Origin of the sequence: Odoribacter sp. N54.MGS-14 (assembly GCF_000980295.1) — a bacterium.
In the GTDB taxonomy this organism is placed as follows: Bacteria; Bacteroidota; Bacteroidia; order Bacteroidales; family Marinifilaceae; genus Odoribacter; species Odoribacter splanchnicus.
This window is the reverse complement of record NZ_LARL01000005.1, coordinates 63,133-83,516: the sequence shown is the minus strand read 5'-3', so window position 1 is coordinate 83,516 and position 20,384 is coordinate 63,133. Positions and strand designations below refer to the sequence as shown.

At 44.7% G+C, this 20,384-nt stretch carries 17 protein-coding genes; 6 read left to right on the top strand and 11 right to left on the bottom strand.

What is annotated here, in order from left to right; all coding sequences use genetic code 11:
• Window positions 1-9 precede the first annotated feature (9 nt).
• From WS42_RS02210 to WS42_RS02180, 7 genes are all read right to left on the bottom strand, one after another.
• Window positions 10-1,065 carry an efflux RND transporter periplasmic adaptor subunit gene (locus tag WS42_RS02210; RefSeq protein ID WP_013611329.1) on the bottom strand — a complete coding sequence of 352 codons (1,056 nt, stop codon included), beginning with the start codon at window positions 1,063-1,065 and terminating at the stop codon, window positions 10-12.
• 186 nt (window positions 1,066-1,251) lie between these two features.
• Window positions 1,252-3,669, bottom strand: coding sequence for a gliding motility-associated ABC transporter substrate-binding protein GldG (gene gldG, locus WS42_RS02205; RefSeq protein ID WP_013611330.1), 2,418 nt, complete (start codon window positions 3,667-3,669; stop codon window positions 1,252-1,254).
• 33 nt (window positions 3,670-3,702) lie between these two features.
• A complete protein-coding gene (locus WS42_RS02200) occupies window positions 3,703-4,485 on the bottom strand; it encodes a 3'-5' exonuclease (RefSeq protein ID WP_013611331.1) in 783 nt (260 codons plus the stop codon).
• 159 nt (window positions 4,486-4,644) lie between these two features.
• Window positions 4,645-5,769, bottom strand: coding sequence for a DNA polymerase III subunit beta (gene dnaN, locus WS42_RS02195; RefSeq protein ID WP_046450704.1), 1,125 nt, complete (start codon window positions 5,767-5,769; stop codon window positions 4,645-4,647).
• 52 nt (window positions 5,770-5,821) lie between these two features.
• On the bottom strand, window positions 5,822-6,079 hold the full coding sequence (locus tag WS42_RS02190; protein WP_046404211.1) for a hypothetical protein: 258 nt from the start codon (window positions 6,077-6,079) through the stop codon (window positions 5,822-5,824).
• A gap of 815 nt (window positions 6,080-6,894) precedes the next feature.
• Window positions 6,895-8,283, bottom strand: coding sequence for an aminopeptidase P family protein (locus tag WS42_RS02185; protein ID WP_046450703.1), 1,389 nt, complete (start codon window positions 8,281-8,283; stop codon window positions 6,895-6,897).
• Window positions 8,284-8,374: 91 nt separating this feature from the next.
• Entirely contained in the window at window positions 8,375-8,800 is a 426-nt protein-coding gene (locus WS42_RS02180) for a hypothetical protein (protein WP_013611334.1), read from the bottom strand.
• A 364-nt stretch (window positions 8,801-9,164) separates the two neighbouring features.
• Between WS42_RS02180 and mce the strand changes: the two genes are divergently transcribed.
• The 6 genes from mce to WS42_RS02150 all read left to right on the top strand — a co-directional run bounded on the left by mce (window position 9,165) and on the right by WS42_RS02150 (window position 14,131).
• Window positions 9,165-9,569 carry a methylmalonyl-CoA epimerase gene (mce, locus tag WS42_RS02175; protein ID WP_013611336.1) on the top strand — a complete coding sequence of 135 codons (405 nt, stop codon included), beginning with the start codon at window positions 9,165-9,167 and terminating at the stop codon, window positions 9,567-9,569.
• A 126-nt stretch (window positions 9,570-9,695) separates the two neighbouring features.
• Window positions 9,696-11,258 carry an acyl-CoA carboxylase subunit beta gene (locus WS42_RS02170; RefSeq protein WP_013611337.1) on the top strand — a complete coding sequence of 521 codons (1,563 nt, stop codon included), beginning with the start codon at window positions 9,696-9,698 and terminating at the stop codon, window positions 11,256-11,258.
• Window positions 11,259-11,260: 2 nt separating this feature from the next.
• Window positions 11,261-11,605 (top strand): OadG family protein, encoded by a 345-nt coding sequence (locus tag WS42_RS02165; RefSeq protein WP_046404214.1) that lies wholly within the window; start codon window positions 11,261-11,263, stop codon window positions 11,603-11,605.
• A gap of 13 nt (window positions 11,606-11,618) precedes the next feature.
• Complete coding sequence (locus WS42_RS02160) at window positions 11,619-12,041, top strand: biotin/lipoyl-containing protein (protein ID WP_013611338.1); 423 nt, start codon at window positions 11,619-11,621, stop codon at window positions 12,039-12,041.
• Between the two features lie 21 nt (window positions 12,042-12,062).
• Window positions 12,063-13,328, top strand: coding sequence for a sodium ion-translocating decarboxylase subunit beta (locus tag WS42_RS02155; RefSeq protein ID WP_013611339.1), 1,266 nt, complete (start codon window positions 12,063-12,065; stop codon window positions 13,326-13,328).
• A gap of 440 nt (window positions 13,329-13,768) precedes the next feature.
• Window positions 13,769-14,131, top strand: a complete 363-nt coding sequence (locus WS42_RS02150) for a DUF488 domain-containing protein (RefSeq protein WP_013611340.1) — start codon at window positions 13,769-13,771, stop codon at window positions 14,129-14,131.
• Between the two features lie 74 nt (window positions 14,132-14,205).
• Here WS42_RS02150 and pepT read toward each other — a convergent pair whose 3' ends face one another.
• The 4 genes from pepT to WS42_RS02130 form a co-directional block, all read right to left on the bottom strand.
• Window positions 14,206-15,423, bottom strand: coding sequence for a peptidase T (gene pepT / locus WS42_RS02145; protein ID WP_022160706.1), 1,218 nt, complete (start codon window positions 15,421-15,423; stop codon window positions 14,206-14,208).
• Between the two features lie 65 nt (window positions 15,424-15,488).
• On the bottom strand, window positions 15,489-17,453 hold the full coding sequence (locus WS42_RS02140; protein WP_022160707.1) for an OPT family oligopeptide transporter: 1,965 nt from the start codon (window positions 17,451-17,453) through the stop codon (window positions 15,489-15,491).
• Between the two features lie 187 nt (window positions 17,454-17,640).
• Window positions 17,641-19,359 (bottom strand): VWA domain-containing protein, encoded by a 1,719-nt coding sequence (locus WS42_RS02135; RefSeq protein WP_022160708.1) that lies wholly within the window; start codon window positions 19,357-19,359, stop codon window positions 17,641-17,643.
• A complete protein-coding gene (locus WS42_RS02130) occupies window positions 19,356-20,228 on the bottom strand; it encodes an AAA family ATPase (RefSeq protein WP_046450702.1) in 873 nt (290 codons plus the stop codon). Before WS42_RS02130 ends, WS42_RS02135 begins: the two co-directional genes overlap by 4 nt.
• Window positions 20,229-20,384 lie beyond the last annotated feature (156 nt).

The following is a 20,384-nucleotide window of genomic DNA, read 5'->3' as shown; positions in this document are numbered from 1 at the left end:
TTTTAATTTCTAATTTTCAATAACGGCAACTTTCTGTCCATTAACGATATAATTCACTCCTGCAACCACGATAATATCGTCGGCTTCCAATCCTTCGGTCACCAAAACACGATCTGTCCCCAACAATTGCTCGGTAGTGACTTTTTGTCTTTTGACCGTCTCATCGGCTGTATGATACAACCAAACCGAAGTTTCGTCAGTTTTTAAATCTTTAAATACAGCACTTAACGGCACAGTATAGCCTTTTCCGGTCTCATTATCGATACTCAGGATCACTTTACAAGAGAAACCCGGATAAATATTATACACATCGCGGTTAAAGCTCTTGTCGGTAATGGCCAGTCGCACAGGTATCCCACTCCCGTCGGGAGAAGCATCCACAAATTCTTTCACCTCTGCCTTAAACCATTTGCCTTTGTAAGTATCGAATTCGACCGCCACTTGCATTTTTTCACGGGTCAACCTGACATTAGTCTCGGGAAGGATAAAACCGACTTCCAATTTATCCGGATTCACCAATTTTATAATCGATTCTCCCGGCTGCACTTTTTGATAATTTTCAACATATTTCTGTTCTACAAAACCGTCGAACGGTGCTCTCAATTTTGTATCGGCCAATGTATTCTGCGAAGTCTCGTAGGCCGATTTGGCTTTTACATAGTTCGCTTCGGCTATTTCATAATCCTGTTTAGAGATCGCCTGCATCGCCAACAACTTCTTATTTCGTTCCATTTGCAATTTGGAGGTGACATAAGCCGCCTTATTGGCTTCGAATTGCAAATTATAATCCAAAGGATCGACAGCAGCGATGACTGTCCCCTTCTTCACCTTCTGTCCTGCATCCACATTCATTTCAACCAACGGCCCGGAAACCTTAAATGCCAGTTTACTGTATTCTTCAGCCTGTACCACTCCGGTATACATTTTTTGCATAGCTCCCAGTGATTCTACTTTTACCACCCGTACCGGACGAATACTTTCCTGGCCGGTATTTTCTTTTTTTCCTCCACAGGAAACACCGATCCAAGCACACAAACCCGACAAAATAAATAATCTCAATTTCATGATTCTCGATTTATTTTCTTTTTTTTAAATTCATTCACAAAGACGCCTCTCTTCTATCAAAAGATAAGCCAAACCCTCCCCTATTAAGTTAAAAAATATTTTTTATGGGAAAAACCAGTAAAAACCTCATTTGTTCTTTTATACGGTTTTCACTAAAAAAAGTTGAATAGAAGTCATCGGAAATTTCTATCTTAAATCGTTAAAACGGGTAGAACCCCTCTTCCGGTTTCTTGATTTTCTTCCCCAGGCAAAGATTCCTCCCCCAACAGCGACGATAAATATAGGGAATAATAAATTCAGCATTTCCCACGAAGTACGTTCCGCTTTCAGCCGGGTTTTATCCAATAGATATAAGGACAAATTCCGTCCTCTCAGCTGCATCCATCCCTCATCATCACACAACCAATTGACACAATTGAGAATAAAATCACGGTTTCCGTACATCTGTCCGCTATACTCATCATAGCCCAAGGGTACGATCCGGGCATTTTCCCCCACCCCTCTCACCTGATTACGGATCACCTCCCCGTCAGCTACTACGATCACCCGACTATAACCGCTCTGTGCTTTAAAAGGCTGTCCCGCCACTTCTTCCCGATTCCGGTACTGGAACAGAGAAGTAAAATTTCCCTCGACAGCTACTGCTACCGGTACAAACCGACGATTGAACCGATCGGGAGTCATCTTCTCCTCGGTTATCGACAACGATACAGGGCAAGGAGTTTTCATAACAGCCGCATAAGAGGAAGTGGACAACAATACGGTCTTTTTCAGTCCATCGTTTTTTCCCACCGTATCGATACTGTTGGCATAATCCACCCGTACCGGTTGCAATCCGGCCGTTACCGGATGTTGTCCGCGGGCGAGTAATAAGGGCGAATAATACCAGCAACCCGGACTATAGTCGGGAGTCGTCCCGTTCATCCCGGTAATCACAGGAATCAGCACACAATTTCCATCCAATACCAGATCAGGATTTATCCTTACCCCATAGCGGAACAACATATCTTCCACATTCAAAGGCCGATAAACAGCAGGTACAGTCTCCTGATTTTTCAACACTTCGTGATCTACATCCACTTCGTCCAAGCACCATAGTAACCGTCCACCATGCATAAGATACTGATCGATAACGTATTTATCCCGCTCAGAAAAATCTTTCGTCGGTTTAGCGATAATCAAAGCAGCATAGCGTTTCAAGTCGGTCGCCAGGCTATCACAACTCACCAGATCGACCTGATAATAATAGGAAAGTGTCTTCGCCATATCCATCACTTCCGGATAAGTCAATTCGCCCTGTCCTACCAAAAAACCGACTACTTTTTTTTGTTTCTGTATCAGTAACCGAATCGCTTTTGTCAATTCATATTCCAATGCCTCGATAGAATGGTTGATATTCTCGTCTGCACTATTTCCGGGCACATTCTGTAATAAATTGACACTTACTTCAGTTTCCTGATCGTAAATGATTAATCCGGGAAAAATGATCTGCTGGGATAAAGTCTCGTCTTCACTTCTGCGATTCAGATTTATCGGCAGGATTCCCCGTTCTGCCAGGTATTTTACTAAAGCCTTTTTCTCTTCAGGATCCTGTATTTCCGTAGGATCGATCAGCTGATAACGGAAATTATTTCCCGAAAGCCGGCGGAATTCTTCGAGATTTCTGGTCAATGCATATTGCAATTTTTGCAAACCGGCAGGTAATTTTCCACCCAAAAAAATATCTACACTGACTCCCCGGTCGATTCCCCGGAGCAACGAACAGGTGGATTCGGAAAGCGTATAACGCTTATCATCGGTAATATCCGCCCTCAGGTAAACCCGGGTACAAGCCAGATTCAAAACCACAAAAGCTATTATAACATAGCCCCCGCCTAACCGTATTCCGTGAAACCGCCGTACGGTAGCCCACAGAAAAAGAAAAACGAAGGAGACAAAATAAACGACATCGCTAAAAGCGATGACCCCCCGCGACATGGGCTCATAATGAAAATGAATTCCCCAAAACTGAATCGAAGTCTGATAATCTTCAAACAAAGGAATACCGGCTATAAAGTCGAGACCGGTATACAACAAAAAAGCCACCACCAGGGTGTAGAGAAAAGCAATAATCTGATTTTCGGTCAAAGCCGAAGCCCAAACCCCGGCAGCCACATATATGCCGGATAAGAAAATCAACCCGATATACGAACCTATAATTCCTCCCACATCGATATGTCCGACCGGCTGGGCTAAAAACCATAAACTGACCGGATAAACGAGGGTAGGTAATATCGAAAAGAGCACCAACAGAAATCCGGCCAGATATTTTGCTCCGACAATCTGCCAGGTAGTTAGCGGGCGGGTAAGCAGTAACTCCAGCGTACCGGTACGCCTTTCTTCTGCAAATAGGCGCATACAAAGAGCAGGAACCAGAAAAAGGTACAAAAGCGGAGCAAGGGTAAAAAAAGCCTGCATGTCGGCCAGGCCACTTGCCGGAATATGATATCCTCCCGGAATGATCCACAAAAACAGACCATTAGCAAGCAGAAAAAACACCAACACCACATAGCCTGACAGCGAGGCAAAAAAACTTTTTAATTCCTTCCTTACCAGTTCACCCATATCTCCCGTTTCCGGTTTCGTTCCTACAGGAAGCTACACCCCTTTTACTAACCCGGAACTTCTCAGTTTAATCTTAGTCAACACCTTTTTGGTATAAAGTGGGAAATCACTTTTGATCATCCAATCATAATATCCCTGTTGTTCTTTCAACACCTTCTCTACAGGCACTCCTTTATTCTTACCGAAGTTAAACACTTCTACCCCTTTATCGTCATAAATAATAAAACCGGCAAAGTCGACGTTCTTGTTTTGGGTAGAAAACTTACTTAAGAAATCGATATTATTTTCCAGCTTTTCCCCATATCTATCCAGCTGGGCCATCAGCACCTCATAGGTAGCCATCGTGTCGGCTGCAGCCGTATGGGCATCTTCAAGACATTTATCACAATAAAAATGGTAGGCAGCCGACAGGGTACGCTGTTCCATTTTGTGGAAAATAGTTTGTACATCTACAAACTTCCGTTTACTCATATCGAAATCCACCTCCGCACGCAAAAATTCTTCTGCCAATAAGGGGATATCGAAACGATTCGAATTATATCCTCCCAAATCACATCCTTCGATATAATGCGCCAATTCGCGGGCAATATGCTTGAACATCGGAGCATCTTTCACATCTTCATCGTAAATGCCATGAATAGCAGACGCTTCTTCGGGGATATGCATTCCCGGATTCACCCGGATGGTCTTTTGTTCCTCCTTACCGTTCGGATACACTTTCAATACCGAAATTTCCACGATCCGGTCTTTAGCAATATTGATTCCCGTGGTTTCCAGATCGAAAAAAACGATGGGATTAGCTAAATTCAGTTTCATATACTTCAAAATTTATAATCTCTTCCGTAGCAGGACAAGGACAAGCAACACTTTCCTACCCATAAATCATAAGAGCCGTTCGATTTACTATAAAAACCAATCAAACGACTCTTTATCTTTCATTTTTACCTTTACTATTCTATCGGATAAGTCTTTCCGTTACACCATCATCGGCATCAGCAGCATCAACAAATCTTCATCGTTGTCCTCGTTTTCAAACGGCAGGAACAATCCCGGACGAGTCGGATCGGATAACTCCAGCACCACATTTTCAGATTCGATATTAGAGAGAATTTCAAGGACGAAAGGCGATTTGAAACCGATAGCGATGTTCTCGCCTTCATACTGACAAGTCAGTGTTTCGTGTCCCGACATCGAATAATCCATATCCTGGGCTGAAATGACGATTTTTCCTTCTGCAACATCGAATTTCACCAGATTACTAGCCTGATTGGCCATGACAGACACCCGGCGTAAAGAATTGTAAAGCTCTTTCTTTTCAATGATAATCTTTTTCGGGTTATTCTGCGGGATAACCGAATTATAATTCGGGAAACGTCCCTCGACCAGAGTAGAAGTCATTTTATAATCACCGAATACGAAGCAAGCCATTTTATCGTTAAAAGAGATCTTCAGTTCCGAGTCGTCTTTCGGCAGAATATTCTTCAGCATCAAGGCTGGTTTCTTCGGTAAAATCAAAGAGAACTGTCCGTTTTCACTTTTGGCGTCGAACCGTTTGTAACGAACTAATTTGTGAGCATCCGAAGCGACAAAGGTAAAATTATCTTCGTTCATTTCGATCAGGATACAGTTCATAACCGGACGCAGATCGTCGTTGGCCGTTGCAAATATCGTCTTCACAATTCCTTCCAGAATCAAACCGCATTTAGAGGTCAGGTCGTTGCTGCTATCGTTGAGTGCTGCCTGTATCGGATAATCTTCGGCACTTTCTCCCGGCACAGAAAACTCTCCCTTCTCGGAAATAATTTTCACCTCATTGGTCTCCGTATTGATTTCGAATGTCAACGGTTGTTCGGGAAATTCCTTCAAAATATCCAGCAATATTTTGGCAGATATCGTTATTTTACCTTCTTCTTCCAGACTTTCCAATTCTATCCGGGCTTCCATGGTCGTCTCTTTATCAGATGCTGTTGCATATAAGACACCTTCGGTAGCCACCAACAAGATATTATCCAGAATAGGTTGTACGGGCTTTCCACCGATCACTTTACTTACCGCTTGCAAACGGGTCAGCAATGTATTGCTTGATACGACAAACTTCATAGATTCAATATTTTATGTTTTACTTTATTTCAATCCCAAAGAGACGCCTAAATTAGTGTTTTTTCCCTTCACAGAAAAGATTTACAAGAAAAAAGTTTCCTACTTTTATCAACATCGGTGTCCCCCCGTTCCACTTCTTTTCCATCCACGAATATTCCCCATACATAAGCTCGGGACCGACATTTCGTTTGCTTAAACGAATCGTCCCAACCACCGTAGATACCGATTTCATCCGTTTTAAATACTTGTTCTCCCCAGCGGTCATCAATATACCATTCAAAGCGGCTTCCGGAAAGATAGTCGAGCCCATCTTCGATAAATCGCCCCCCAGGGTACCGCCCCTTTGATTTTTGGCGATAAGCAGACGGGATATTATCGTTTAATTGTAGGTTTATTTTTTCTTTCTATTCCGATTCCGGGTTTTATCCCATCAGACCGGTTCGCCTGGACCGGTCCGCTAAGGCTTTCCTTCACTGACCGGCGGAACTCCTCGCAAGCTCGTCAGACACCACCGGTCGGGCGTTCGGAAAACCTAACCGGACACTCGTTCCTGCTCCAATGGTCTTCCGCCACAAAACCCTGCATCTCACGTTAACACGACCTGGCAAAGGAAGAATTAGAAAAATTTTATAGAATAAAATACCGGCTCACCTCTATCGGATTATGGATAGTTGGGTTACTTTACCGGAAAATCTTTTTTCGTTGAAATTTATGGTTTTCAGGTCCGGTTTAGCTTGCCAGGCAGTGATGACGGGAGTCGAAGGTATTCGTGTTCGGGGACCATTGGAGCTCTGGCGAGTGTCGTCTTGCTTTTTCTGAACGTCCGACCGGTGGTGTCTGACGGAAACGTAACGTAAAGTTTTTTGCGGAGTGAGGAGTTCCGCCGGTCAGTGAAAGAAAGAGCCAGACGACCGACAGAAGCGACCGGGTCACCAAACACGAATACCGAAGACGAATAAGTAACGACAGAATAATTCTACCATTTTTCCATTTACATCTGATTTACACAAAACCATAAAAAAGGTGCATAGAAAAACTTCTATGCATCCTTACGATTTTAAATATTATTTTGCAAATAAAAATATTTAACCTCTAATTTGAATATCAGATTAAAAAAAACACCCCTTAACGCATAATCTCCTCAACTTCTTCGACAGTAATCGGAGTACGTTTATCTCCCAGGAAGCGCGAACCTCCGGGAATAATCAGGATATCATCTTCCAAACGGATACCTCCGAAATCCTTGAATGTTTCGATCTTGTCATAATTCAGGAATTCTTTATGCATCCCCTGTGCTCTCCATTGGTCTATCAATGCCGGAATAAAATAACATCCCGGTTCATCGGTAATGACAAATCCCTCCTGCAACCGGCGCCCCATCCGCAACGATGAAGTTCCGAACTGGTCGATCGGCCGGGTTTCATCGTCATATCCCACATAGATCTGTCCCAAGTCTTCCATATCATGTACATCCAATCCCATCATATGTCCCAGTCCGTGAGGCATAAATAAGGCATGCGCCCCGGCAGCAACCGCTTCGTTTACATCTCCTTTCATCAGGCCGAGATCTTTCAAACCCTGTGCCAGCACCTTACATACCTCCAGGTGCACGTATTGATAAGTCACCCCGGGTTTAGCTATCTCTATCGCTTTGTTATTAGCAGCCAATACGATATTATAAACCTCTTTCTGGCGGGTCAGGAATTTCCCACCGACCGGAACCGTACGGGTAAAGTCCGAACAATAATGGGACACTTCTTCTGCTCCGGCATCCGTCAGCATCATACGTCCTTCCTGAAGGATCTGGCTATGATCGTGATTATGGAGTGTTTCACCGTTCTGCGACAGGATCACAGGGAACGACACCATACTTCCGTACGAAGCTGCAATTCCTTCGATCAGCCCTGCAATATATTGTTCCTTGACTCCCGGTTTACAATTCCGCATAGCAGCTGTATGCATTTCGTAACCGATATTACAAGCTTTGGTGATTTCCTCGATTTCACAAGGTTCTTTTACCGAGCGGAGATCGACCACAGCTTTGATCAGTTCCAGCGAAGCATAATTTTTCACCAAAGCAGGCCGGATACCCAACAACTCTTCGAGCAAGAGCATATTCCTGAAACGATAAGGAGGTAAAAAATGAATCCGGCGTCCCTGAGAAATCGCCGTTTTCATACAATCCGCCAGCCGGGCAAAAGGAGCGGTCTTCGACACGCCGGCCCGGGCTGCCATATCCTTTACACTCGGTTGAGGTCCCATCCAGATAATATCATCCATATCCACATCATTCCCGAACAGATATTCATCCCCCGAATCGATATCGATCACTCCTGCAAAACCGGGTTGATTCAGACCGAAAAAATAGAGAAACGAACTATCCTGACGGAACTTATAAGTATTATCCGTATAATTAGCCGGGGCCTCCCCATTTCCCAGGATCAACACCAAACCACTTTTCACTTTTTCTTTCAGACGGGCGCGTCTGTTTTTGTAAACACTTGTTTCAAACATATCTTTCAATTTTTAGTAAGTACGGTTTAAAAAGTGTCACAAGATAAAGAAAAAAGCCAAAAGGGGAAAGGCAAAAAGTAAAAAATTTCTCTCAAACCCGCCGAAAGGATTTATTGCGGAACAAATAACCGGCAAACGGGACACAGATCCCGGCGATAGTAACAATCCAGGCTCCGTAAGCGATACTGACCTGACTTCCCAATATTCCCTCCATACCGCCACCAAGGCTAAACATTCCTTCCTGGGCAAACCAGACATCGATAATTTTCCACAAAACGACGAACGATGCCAGTAAACTACAAATCGTAATGCTCCAGGAAATTCCCATCGAAAGATCTTCATGCAGATCCTTTCTCAAAGCCAGAATAATCACTATGATAAACATGATAAAGGTAAACCAGCCCGACGAAGACATTCCGGATATTGTTCCCAATTGTACAATTTTATACCAAGGTAAAAAAGTAGCTATCAAGCCGATGAGAGCCACAATAATGACAGCAAATCTCTGTTTGTTCATAATCTGAAGATTTAAATATTATTTCTTCTTTCAAAAAGTCTTTTGTCCTACTCTTTTTTTGAAAGAAGATTCAAATTTTATACGTTTTTCCTATCGAAAAGTTTTCGGTTTTCCCTTTCGAATCCCCTCAAACCTGAAAATGTATCGTCTGTTATTTAAAACTGTTCTAAACATGAAAAACTGAAAATAATCTTCCGATTTTGCTTGATAATCGTAAGAACAATACGTAATTTTGGAACGCTTTTTGCAATAACAACGTTTTCGAAAAGACGTTTGAGTGCGTAAAAAAATATGTTATACAACATAAAACGATGAAAATCAAACATTTTAAAATACAATTTATTAACAAATCAATTTATTGATCATGAAACCAACTCATATCGAACACATCGGTATTGCCGTCAAAAGTCTGGAAGAAGCTATTCCATTTTATGAAAATGTATTAGGACTGAAATGCTATGCAGTAGAAGAAGTAAAAGATCAGAAAGTAAAAACAGCTTTCTTTCAAGTAGGTCAGACAAAAATCGAATTGTTGGAATCTACCGATCCTGAAGGTCCTATCGGGAAATTTGTAGAAAAAAATGGTGGCGGTATGCACCACATGGCATTTGCCGTTGAAGATGTAGCCGAAGCTTTAAACGAAGCAGCAGCAGCCGGTTGTCAGTTAATCGACAAAGCTCCCCGTACCGGAGCAGAAGGACTTCAAATCGGATTCCTTCACCCGAAATCAACCAATCGGGTACTGACAGAACTTTGCGGTAAAAAATAATTACGTCAAAAGCGTCAAAGATGATTGAAAACGTCAGAAAGGCATTTTAAAGCAGTGTCCTTTTGGCGCTTTCGATGTTTTCAAAGCTTAGGCATTTTAGATATTTAAAAGTAAATTTAAAATTTTATGGCCACAAATCAAGATAAAGTCAAAGAACTTATCGACTTACGAAATCAAGCGAAATTGGGCGGAGGCGAAAAACGGATCGAATCTCAGCACAAAAAGGGTAAATATACAGCCCGGGAAAGAATCGCCATGTTGCTGGACGAAGACAGCTTCGAAGAATTCGATATGTTCGTCACACACCGGTGTAATAATTTCGGCATGGAAAAGACAAAATTCCTCGGAGACGGAGTTGTTACCGGACAAGGAACGATCAACGGACGTATCGTATTTGTATTTGCACAGGATTTTACCGTATTCGGAGGAGCACTTTCAGAAATGTTGGCTCAGAAGATCTGCAAAGTCATGGACAAAGCGATGACGGTAGGAGCTCCGATCATCGGACTGAACGATTCCGGTGGTGCACGTATTCAGGAAGGCGTAAATTCATTGGCAGGATATGCTGAAATTTTCGAGCGTAACATCCTAGCTTCCGGGGTTATTCCACAGATATCCGCTATTTTCGGCCCCTGTGCCGGTGGAGCCGTATACTCTCCTGCCCTGACCGATTTCATCCTGATGACCGATCAGAGTTCTTACATGTTCGTTACCGGACCGAAGGTGGTAAAAACCGTTACCGGCGAAGATATCAGTACAGAAGACCTGGGAGGTGCAGAAGTTCACTCGACCAAATCGGGCGTTTCTCATTTTATGGTAGAAAACGAAGAAGAAGGTATTTCTCTGATCCGTGATCTGCTTTCTTATCTGCCTTCCAACAACCTCGAAGAAGCGCCGATGATGGTATGCAACGACCCGATCGATCGTCTGGAAGACAAATTGAACAGCCTGATTCCGGATAATCCCAATCTGCCGTACAATATGCTGGAAGTAATCGAAGCAATCGTAGACCAGGGCAAATTCCTCGAAGTACACAAACGTTATGCCCGGAATATCATCGTCGGTTTCTGCCGGATGGGAGGACGTTCTGTGGGTATTATCGCCAACCAGCCTAGTTTCTATGCCGGAGTACTTGATATCGAATCATCGCGTAAAGCAGCTCGTTTCGTTCGCTTCTGCGACTGTTTCAATATTCCGATCCTGACGTTGGTAGACGTACCGGGATTCTTACCGGGCCGTGTGCAGGAATACGGCGGCATCATCACCCACGGAGCCAAATTGATGTTCGCTTACGGCGAAGCTACCGTTCCTAAAGTAACCGTTACTTTACGTAAATCCTACGGAGGAGCACACGACGTGATGTCCTGTAAACAACTTCGCGGCGACTTCAACTACGCCTGGCCGACAGCCCAGATTGCCGTGATGGGTGCCAAAGGTGCTATCGAAGTACTATACGGTAAGGAAGTAGCAGCGATCACCGATCCGGAAGCAAAAGCTAAATTTATCGCAGAGAAAGAGGAAGAATACAATCATGCATTCGCTAATCCTTACAAAGCAGCTTCTTACGGTTATATCGACGATGTGATCGAACCACGCAACACCCGTTTCCGTGTGATCCGGGCCTTCCAGTCTTTACAGACGAAGCGTGTCACTAACCCGATGAAGAAACATTCTAATATACCTTTATAATTATGACCATGTTAGCAATCGACTGGGGCTATGCGCTCCTGGTCACGGGAATGGGAATCGGAACTGTATTTTTACTGCTTATTGTTTTGATTTGGGTAATTGGTTTGCAAACCAAAATCATCAATGGCATCACAGGCCACTCGAAAGGGGCTTCTGAAGAAGCGACCGTAAGGACGACAGAAACCCATCCGACGCCTCACGAACAAGCAGCCATAGCCATGGCTATGCACCTGTACTTCGATGCCCACGATGAAGAGCCGCATGTCATCACGATTCAGGAAGTAGAAAAGCGCTATTCGCCATGGAGTTCCAAAATTTACAGCATGAGAAATACGATTATCAAGTAAATAAATTGACCATATGAATAAATTTAAAATCACTATCGACGGAAATAATTACGACGTCACAGTGAATCTAACGGATCATCATAAAGCTAACGTAGAAGTAAACGGGATATCTTACGATGTAAGCTATGAAAGCAAAAATACGGTTGCAGCTCCTATCCGCAAATCGACAGCTCCCGGTACCCCACAGGTACATGTTTCAGCACCGGCTGCTGCAGCATCCAGTGCCACCAGTATCAAAGCTCCGCTTCCCGGAACGATCATGACCATCAACGTAAAAGTCGGTGATCAGGTGAAACGGGGAGATACCTTAGTCGTCATGGAAGCCATGAAAATGGAAAACAACATTATGGCTAACAAGGACGGACAAGTGAAAGCCATCCATGTCACTGTCGGACAGACGGTCGTACAGGACGATAAACTGGTTGATCTGCAGTAATTCATTGTAAAATCGTTAGTAATGAAACAAATGAAAAAATATCTCTTTCGGCTGGTTGCCTTTCTGGGCCTGACTATTACGCCCTTTATCGCCAGTGCCGAAGAAGTCAGTTTAGGAGAAAGCATCAGTAAATTCCTGAACGACACCGGATTTGCCCGCCTTGTCGAGGGCAACTGGTTGTGTTTGGTGATGATAGCTGTCGCTTGTTTATTATTCTATCTGGCTATCGTTAAAAAGTTCGAGCCTCTGTTATTGTTGCCTATCGCTTTCGGTATGTTGCTGACCAATCTGCCGGGAGCCGGATTGTATCATCCGGAACTATTCGAAGGAGGACACATTCATTGGCCGGATTTTGCAAATGCCAACAACGTCGGATTGCTGGATTACATCTACCTCGGAGTGAAACTGGGTATCTATCCCTGTGTCATTTTCATCGGTGTAGGAGCAATGACCGATTTCGGTCCGCTGTTAGCCAATCCGAAAAGTTTCCTATTGGGAGCAGCAGCCCAGATCGGTATCTTCGCTACTTTCCTGGGAGCTTTGGTTCTCGGATTCAACTATGCCGAAGCCGGTTCGATCGGTATTATCGGTGGAGCCGACGGCCCGACCGCCATTTATCTGACTTCTAAGTTAGCACCCAATTTATTAGGCCCGATCGCCGTGGCTGCCTATTCCTATATGGCTTTGGTACCGGTCATCCAACCGCCTATTATGAAAATGCTGACTACTCAGAAAGAACGCGAGATCGTCATGAAGCAATTGCGTAAAGTATCTAAAACAGAAAAAATCATATTCCCGATCATCGTTACTGTTTTTGTATCTTTATTGTTACCTTCTGCCGCTCCGCTGATCGGTTGTTTGATGTTAGGTAACCTGATGCGTGAAAGTGGAGTTGTAGAACGTCTGAGTAAGACTGTTCAGAACGAATTGATGAATATTACCACCATCTTTCTGGGTGTTTCGGTTGGAGCGACAACTACCGCAACAGCTTTCCTGAACTACCAAACTCTGGCCATCCTGGTAATCGGAATCCTGGCTTTCGCTTTGGGAAGTGCCGGAGGAGTATTGCTGGCTAAATTTATGAACTTGTTTACCAAGAATAAGATCAACCCGCTGATCGGTTCTGCCGGTGTATCGGCCGTTCCGATGGCAGCCCGTGTATCTCAGACTGTAGGTCAGGAAGCCAATCCTGGCAACTTCTTGCTGATGCATGCCATGGGTCCCAATGTGGCCGGAGTTATCGGTTCTGCTGTTGCAGCCGGTATCCTGCTCTCTTTCCTCGGATAAAACAAGAGTTTACCGTAATAAATCAAGGGTGTGCTTCAATGAAGTGCACCCTTTTTCAGTTGAAACGGTTACAGTAATAAAATATACTTCTCCCATTCCGATGCCACCTGCCAGTGTCCGGCCTCCCTCAGCCCACAGGACAAGCTTTTGTACAATCGCATACCTTCCCTACCGATAGCAGACGGAAGGTATTTGTTTATTGGAACAATGATAAGGGCCAAGTTATAGGTAGAATTATTCTGTCGTTACTTATATTCGTCTTCGGTGATCGGAATTGGCGACCCAGTCGCTTCCGCCGGTCAGTGAAGGAAAGCCTTACCGGACCGGTCCAGGCGAACCGGTCTGACGGTATAAAACCCGGAATCGGAATAGAAAGAAAAAATATACCTACGTTTTAATGATAACTTTTTCGGTTCCAATCAGTAAAACAGTAAAAAAACATGATACAAATCAAAATAAAACGGGTATATGACGATCCGGAACCGGGGGACGGTTACCGGGTATTAGTCGACAGGCTCTGGCCCAGAGGGATAAAAAAAGCATGTTTATCCTACGATGAATGGGCTAAAGAAATCACTCCCTCTCCCGGTTTAAGAACCTGGTTTCATGACGATATCTCCCGACATTGGGAAGAATTTACTTCGATGTATAAAGAAGAGTTGGAGCACTCGCAAGCCGTTAAAGATTTTCTTTCCAGAATCGGGACTTATCCGGTAGTAACCTTGTTATATGCTTCGAAAGATCCTGTTCACAACCATGCCCGGATTCTACAAAACTACCTGGAAACCCAGCTAAAAAAATAACCGGATAACACACAGCCTGCCGGATGGGTACGCTCTCCTTCATGCGGCAGGCTGTTCAACAAAGAATCCGGGTATTATTTACCCCACAATTCGATCAGATTCAAAATCGTCTGCATCGCTTTTTGCATTGTATTCAGCGAGCAATATTCATATTTTCCATGGAAATTCATACCTCCTGTAAATAAGTTCGGACAAGGCAGCCCCATATAGGACAAACGGGCACCATCCGTACCGCCGCGGATAGGACGAACGATCGGAGTAACACCGGCCTTTTCCATCGCCTGGAAAGCTTTATCGATTACTTCAGGATAAGGTTCGACCATTTCACGCATATTATAATACTGATCTTTCAGGGTTAGTTTGATCACCCCTTCTCCGTACTTCCCGGTCAACAGAGCGGTAGCAGCCTGAAGGTAACGTTTTTTCTCTTCAAACTTCACCCGCGAATGGTCCCGGATGATATATTCACTGGAAGCATTTTCTACTTCTCCCCTGATACTGATCAGATGATAAAAACCTTCGTAACCTTCCGTATGTTCGGGCCGCTGACAAGGAGGCAATAAGTTATTCAATTCGTTGACCACCTGCAAAGCATTGATCATCTTATCCTTCGCATAACCCGGATGAATGTTGCGTCCTTGTACTTCGATCCGGGCACTGGCAGCATTGAAATTCTCATATTCCAGCTCTCCTTCAAAGCCTCCGTCTACGGTATAAGCAAAGGTGGCACCGAAATGTTTTACATCAAAAAAGTCTACCCCTTTTCCGATTTCTTCGTCGGGCGTAAAGCCGATCCGGATTCTGCCGTGTTTCACTTCTGGATGCTTCATCAGATATTCGGCAGCGGTCATGATCTCTGCCACCCCTGCTTTATCGTCGGCTCCCAACAGCGTCGTACCGTCGGTTGTGATCAAGGTATGCCCCTTGAAAAAAGCCAACTCCGGAAAATCTGCCAGCGTCATCGTCAATTGCTCGTTCAGACAGATATCTCCCCCATCGTAATTTTCAATGATACGGGGATGGATATCGGCCCCACTCATATCGGGACTCGTATCGACATGCGAGATAAAACCGATCACCGGCCGGTCTTCATACCCGGGAGTTGCCGGAATAGTACCCATCGCATAACCATTGGCATCGACTTCCACATCCTCCAACCCCAGCTCTTTCATCTCTTCGGCCAGATAATTCAGCAGAATCAATTGTTTCGCAGTCGACGGATAGGTTTCACTCTCCGGATCACTCTGGGTATCGAATCCGACATATTTCAAAAAACGCTCTTTTAATTCCATATCTTTATGATTTATATTTTAGATTTACGATTTACGATTTTTCGTTTATCGGGTTCCTCTCCGGTTTACTCTTCTTTGGCTCTCAACGAATCCCAGATAAAGTAACCGATAATAACGACATACATGACAACGGCCAGCCATTCTGCCCCGCTCCAGGTAGCATACCAATCTGCTCCGGCATATTTCAATACGGCACTGATAACTCCCATCAAGGCTCCCCCTGCTATAAACCCGGAAGCGATCAGTGTACCGCGTTCACGGCGCATCTTATTTACTTTTTCATCTTTACTACGGGTAGATACATACCAACTGACCAGCCCTCCGATCAATAAAGGCGTATTCAGATCCAACGGAATAAACATTCCCAGGGCAAAAGCCAGGGCAGGTACCCCGATCATGGTCAGAATCAATGCGAGTGCGGCACCGGCAAAATACAGCATCCAGGGAGTCGCTCCTCCTTCCATCAAAGGTTTGATAACAGCAGCCATCGCATTCGCCTGGGGAGCCACCAAAGCATTTTCACCTACAAATCCGTAAGTCTGATTCAGGATCATCATTACTCCGGCCACCGTAGCGGCAGAAACAACGGTTCCCAGAAATTTCCACCGCTCCTGTTTTGCGGGAGTCGTACCGATCCAATAACCGATTTTCAAGTCGGTAATAAAACCTCCGGCCATAGACAAAGCAGTACAAACCACGCCACCGATGACCATGGCAGCCATCATGCCGTTTGTTCCGCTCAACCCGGCACTCACCAAAACCAGCGAAGCCAGGATCAATGTCATCAAAGTCATTCCCGATACCGGATTCGTCCCCACGATAGCGATAGCATTAGCAGCCACCGTAGTAAACAGGAAAGAAATAATAAACACAATCAGTATGGCGACAATGGTCTGGAAGAGATTACCCAATACACCGAACTGGAAGAAAATGAAAGTGGTAATCAAAGTCGCCAGCAAACCGATCAGAATAAACTTCATCGAAAGATCATGTTGTGTACGTTCTGCGACTTCTTCACTTCCCTTCTTTCCCCCCAATTCCTTTACCGCCAGGCCTAAGGCTTGTTTGATAATACCCGACGAACGGATAATGCCGACGATACCGGCCATAGCGATACCACCGATACCGATATGACGGGCATAATTCGTAAATAACTGTTCGGGCGACATGTCCCGGATCAGCATAGAAACCCCTTCTCCTACAGCAACAGTCTGGCCATCTGCAAAATAACTCAGAAACGGGATCAGCACAAACCACACGGTAAACGAACCGGCACAGATAATAGCGGCATATTTCAATCCGACAATATATCCCAGGCCTAACACTGCAGCCCCTGTATTCACTTTAAATACCAGCTTCGTTTTTTCAGCCAGCATCTCTCCCCAACCCATGATCCGGGTGGAGATGGTCTCTGTCCACCAACCGAAAGTACTGATAAAAAAGTCATATAATCCACCGACCAATCCACTCACCGCCAATAATTTCGCCTGGTTTCCCTTTTTTTCACCCGAAACCAGCACCTCGGTCGTCGCCGTAGCTTCCGGGAAAGGGTATTTCCCGTGCATATCTTTTACAAAATATTTACGGAAAGGGATCAGCATCAGAATACCCAACAATCCTCCGAGTAAAGAGGATAAAAAAATCTGATAAAATTTAGCATCCAGACCAAGAATATACAAAGCAGGTAATGTAAAGATCGCTCCGGCAACGATCACTCCCGAGCTAGCCCCGATAGATTGAATGATCACATTCTGTCCGAGCATATTATTCTTTTTCATCAGATTTCCGCATCCAACCGCGATAATAGCGATCGGGATAGCAGCCTCGAACACCTGTCCCACCTTCAGTCCCAGATAAGCTGCAGCTGCCGAAAAGACGATAGCCATAATAATACCGAAAACCACCGAGTAAGTCGTTACTTCCCGGGGTTTCGAATTAGCCGGCATAATCGGTTTATACACTTCGCCAGGCTTCAACTCCCGATAGGCGTTATCGGGCAACGAATTTAGCTTTTGTTCTTCTTGTTCCATAAGTTTGTATTATGATGATTAATTGAATTAGCGCAACGATGCTTCCTTTTCTCAAACGATTCCAAAAATAACGATTTAATGTAAAAAGTAAAAGATTAAAAGTAAAAAGATCGGAAAAACCCTTTCTAAGTTTCAAATTTTACTGTTTTTATAAGGATTCGGTCACCGAATAACGACAAACGACGGGTTAAAAGGTCGCCCCATCGGCAATATGGGCAAATTTCCGCCTTAACCATTGGACGAGCCGGGTGGTGACTTCCGGTCCGGAGTAGGGAATAAATTCGTCGTACATATCCGACTGGTTAAAATTCGAAATCCCGATAGAAAGTACAGTGATTCCATTCCGTTGGGCCTCCCGGACCATTTCCCGGACATGCACCCGCGGATCGGTCTTACCGGCAGCTGCTGTCGGTGTGCCGTCGGAAATCATAAACAGTAATTTATTCTGTGTGGTAGTCCGGAATTTCTGCGTAGCATAATGGATAGCAAATCCATCGGCATTGACATACATTCCCTCTTGAGAAAAAAGCTTTTTGATCTCCAGACGTTTCCCGGGTTCATGAAACCGGACGATTTCAACCCTTTCCTGCTTTACCCGGTGACCATAAATAGAAAATCGGATATCCGGATTGGCTTCGAAAGCAAGCGCCAGAGCGACCGATAACACCAACTGCAATTCCAGTTTATTTTCATCGGTCATCGATCCCGATAAATCGAGCATAATCACCACTTCCAGCAAAGCCGAAGGGGCAGGCAACTCCTCGATAAAAATATGAGGATTCAAATGCACCTGATACAATTCGTCTTCATCCAAATCCCCGCTCTCCTGCTCATAAAAAACACAAGCTTTATTCATCTTTGCCTGAAAGGTCAGAAAGTTCAGCCGGATTTTAGCGGCTAATTCCCTTGCTCTCCGCATCAAGACCGGATCTACAACCCCACAAGAGGCATCCAGTTCCCGATAGCGTTCTGCAACAGGACTTCCGGCCCGTTTCAAAGCTCCTTTCGTATCTTCTTCGATATCGGCCCAAGGCACCAAATCCAGCGATTTACTCAAATCCAAAAACAGATCGTCGAGGATCTTGACATCGATATCCACCGGAGCTCCTTCCACTTCCAGAGGCAGATTCATCATTACCCTGGAATAATAATTGAACATCGGCGGTAACTCCTCGTCCTTAGTTATAAAACGGGCACTGATTTGTTGTGCCAGCTCCACCACTTGTCGTGGTTCCAGGGAAGCATAATCCGTAATCGTATCCAATAGGCCGTCGATCCATCCCAACCGGCTCCGGTGAGGAAGCAAACGGGTTTTAAACACTTCATATTCCAGCAATTCAGGAAAAAGGACCCGGGTAGCCAGATAGTTATAGCGCACATCGTCCAAATCGGTAAACTTCAATTCCTGTTCAGCCCTCAGTAAGGCCAGTGTAAACTGCATCCGGCGGGCAGCGTTCAGATAATAATAATATCCCGGATATACCCGGGCAATCCTCCCTTCTATCCGACGATCTTCTATCAGATGGATAAAATATTTTTGCTGAAGTGTACAGCGGTATTTTTCGTATACTCCCCGGCTATAACAAATATGCCCGACCTGATGAATATATTGGCCGAAAAAAACTTCTGCCCGAACCTGTTCACTCACTTTCAACGAAAGAATCTCGGGATTCATCACCACGGAATTGAAATCCATCCTGGCTCCCCCCTCTTTCGAAAAAATAATCCGTGGCAATTCACCTCCCATATGCAAGGCAATGCGGGCACATACCGGCATCAATCGATAGATATCGGCCGTCTTCGGAAAATCTTTTCCCAATAAATCCAACGGTTCCGGGAAATTTCCCCACCAATTCCGGTCCAAAACATCCCGGCTATACACCGATTCGATCTCTTCGCGGGTCATACCATCTGTACTAACGAGCGGGCCACTAACTGCTCACCGGCAATCACATAATTGGTCAGAATAACCTCTTCGACCACCTCGCGGACAGAATAGCCCAACTGCAAATAGGCTGCGGCATCCAAAACCTGCCGGGTGGACAACGACACGGTAAGAGCCTCTTTTTGTTCGGCCTGTCGCAATAAACGGGCTATCTCTGCCAGTTGAGCCGCTGCAGAAGCTTTTACCAAAGGATAACGCTGCATCATCAATGCCGCTTCCTCCTCGGGAGTCAGGTAATCCAATTGTACCTTGATAAACCGATCTTCGAAAGCAGAGTCCAGCCGTTGGGTAGAAACATAAGCAAACCCGGTGTTACCGGCAGCGACGAATTGTACATTCGTGCCTTTATTATAGCGAACACCCGAATCCTCGTCATACAGATACGACTGTCGCCGGTCCAGAATCGTCATCAGAAAATTAGCAGCCACCATCGGGATACGGGTCAGCTCGTCCAGGAAGATCAACGTAGGCCTATCGGAAGTGAAAGCCTTGAAAAATTCGGAACGGACCGCCAGGGTTTTCCCTTCATCCCCGATAACCAACCCACCGACAAACATTTTCTTCGGCTTAAATGCCTGCCCCATATCGAAACCGAAATAATCCATTTCCATAGCATCGGCCAATTCCATCACCACCGATGATTTACCACATCCTTTCGGCCCCAACAGAAAAGGATATTTCCCCAGATACAAAGTATGGCATAAAAATTCCCATTTCCGTTGAGGAATACACAAGTCCCTGGAATGTTTCGGAGGACTGAAAGAAGCGGTCCGAAAATCCGGAAACAAGTCCGGTTGTAGTAGCGAGGCAGTTGTCTTATTCGATTGCATAGGTTTTATTTCAAATCATTTTCATTCCTGAACGGAAAACCATTAAAACACAGTTTATGATTGTTTAAAAACTTCCGGTTTGCCGAGACTCACCCCGTTCCTGCCGAGAAAATTTATCCTTCTGTTCGACATATTATCTCATCTTCGATTTTAGAT

Bases quoted from the DNA above. Each gene is read 5' to 3' on its own strand.
- WS42_RS02200 (WP_013611331.1), bottom strand. From the start codon at position 4,485: ATGAAACTGAATTTAGCTAATCCCATCGTTTTTTTCGATCTGGAAACC.
- WS42_RS02170 (WP_013611337.1), top strand. From the start codon at position 9,696: ATGGCCACAAATCAAGATAAAGTCAAAGAACTTATCGACTTACGAAAT.
- WS42_RS02135 (WP_022160708.1), bottom strand. From the start codon at position 19,359: ATGACCCGCGAAGAGATCGAATCGGTGTATAGCCGGGATGTTTTGGAC.
- WS42_RS02155 (WP_013611339.1), top strand. From the start codon at position 12,063: ATGAAACAAATGAAAAAATATCTCTTTCGGCTGGTTGCCTTTCTGGGC.
- WS42_RS02180 (WP_013611334.1), bottom strand. From the start codon at position 8,800: ATGAACAAACAGAGATTTGCTGTCATTATTGTGGCTCTCATCGGCTTG.
- gldG (WP_013611330.1), bottom strand. From the start codon at position 3,669: ATGGGTGAACTGGTAAGGAAGGAATTAAAAAGTTTTTTTGCCTCGCTG.
- WS42_RS02185 (WP_046450703.1), bottom strand. From the start codon at position 8,283: ATGTTTGAAACAAGTGTTTACAAAAACAGACGCGCCCGTCTGAAAGAA.
- WS42_RS02130 (WP_046450702.1), bottom strand. From the start codon at position 20,228: ATGCAATCGAATAAGACAACTGCCTCGCTACTACAACCGGACTTGTTT.
- pepT (WP_022160706.1), bottom strand. From the start codon at position 15,423: ATGGAATTAAAAGAGCGTTTTTTGAAATATGTCGGATTCGATACCCAG.
- WS42_RS02160 (WP_013611338.1), top strand. From the start codon at position 11,619: ATGAATAAATTTAAAATCACTATCGACGGAAATAATTACGACGTCACA.
- WS42_RS02210 (WP_013611329.1), bottom strand. From the start codon at position 1,065: ATGAAATTGAGATTATTTATTTTGTCGGGTTTGTGTGCTTGGATCGGT.
- dnaN (WP_046450704.1), bottom strand. From the start codon at position 5,769: ATGAAGTTTGTCGTATCAAGCAATACATTGCTGACCCGTTTGCAAGCG.
- mce (WP_013611336.1), top strand. From the start codon at position 9,165: ATGAAACCAACTCATATCGAACACATCGGTATTGCCGTCAAAAGTCTG.
- WS42_RS02165 (WP_046404214.1), top strand. From the start codon at position 11,261: ATGACCATGTTAGCAATCGACTGGGGCTATGCGCTCCTGGTCACGGGA.
- WS42_RS02150 (WP_013611340.1), top strand. From the start codon at position 13,769: ATGATACAAATCAAAATAAAACGGGTATATGACGATCCGGAACCGGGG.
- WS42_RS02140 (WP_022160707.1), bottom strand. From the start codon at position 17,453: ATGGAACAAGAAGAACAAAAGCTAAATTCGTTGCCCGATAACGCCTAT.
- WS42_RS02190 (WP_046404211.1), bottom strand. From the start codon at position 6,079: ATGGGCTCGACTATCTTTCCGGAAGCCGCTTTGAATGGTATATTGATG.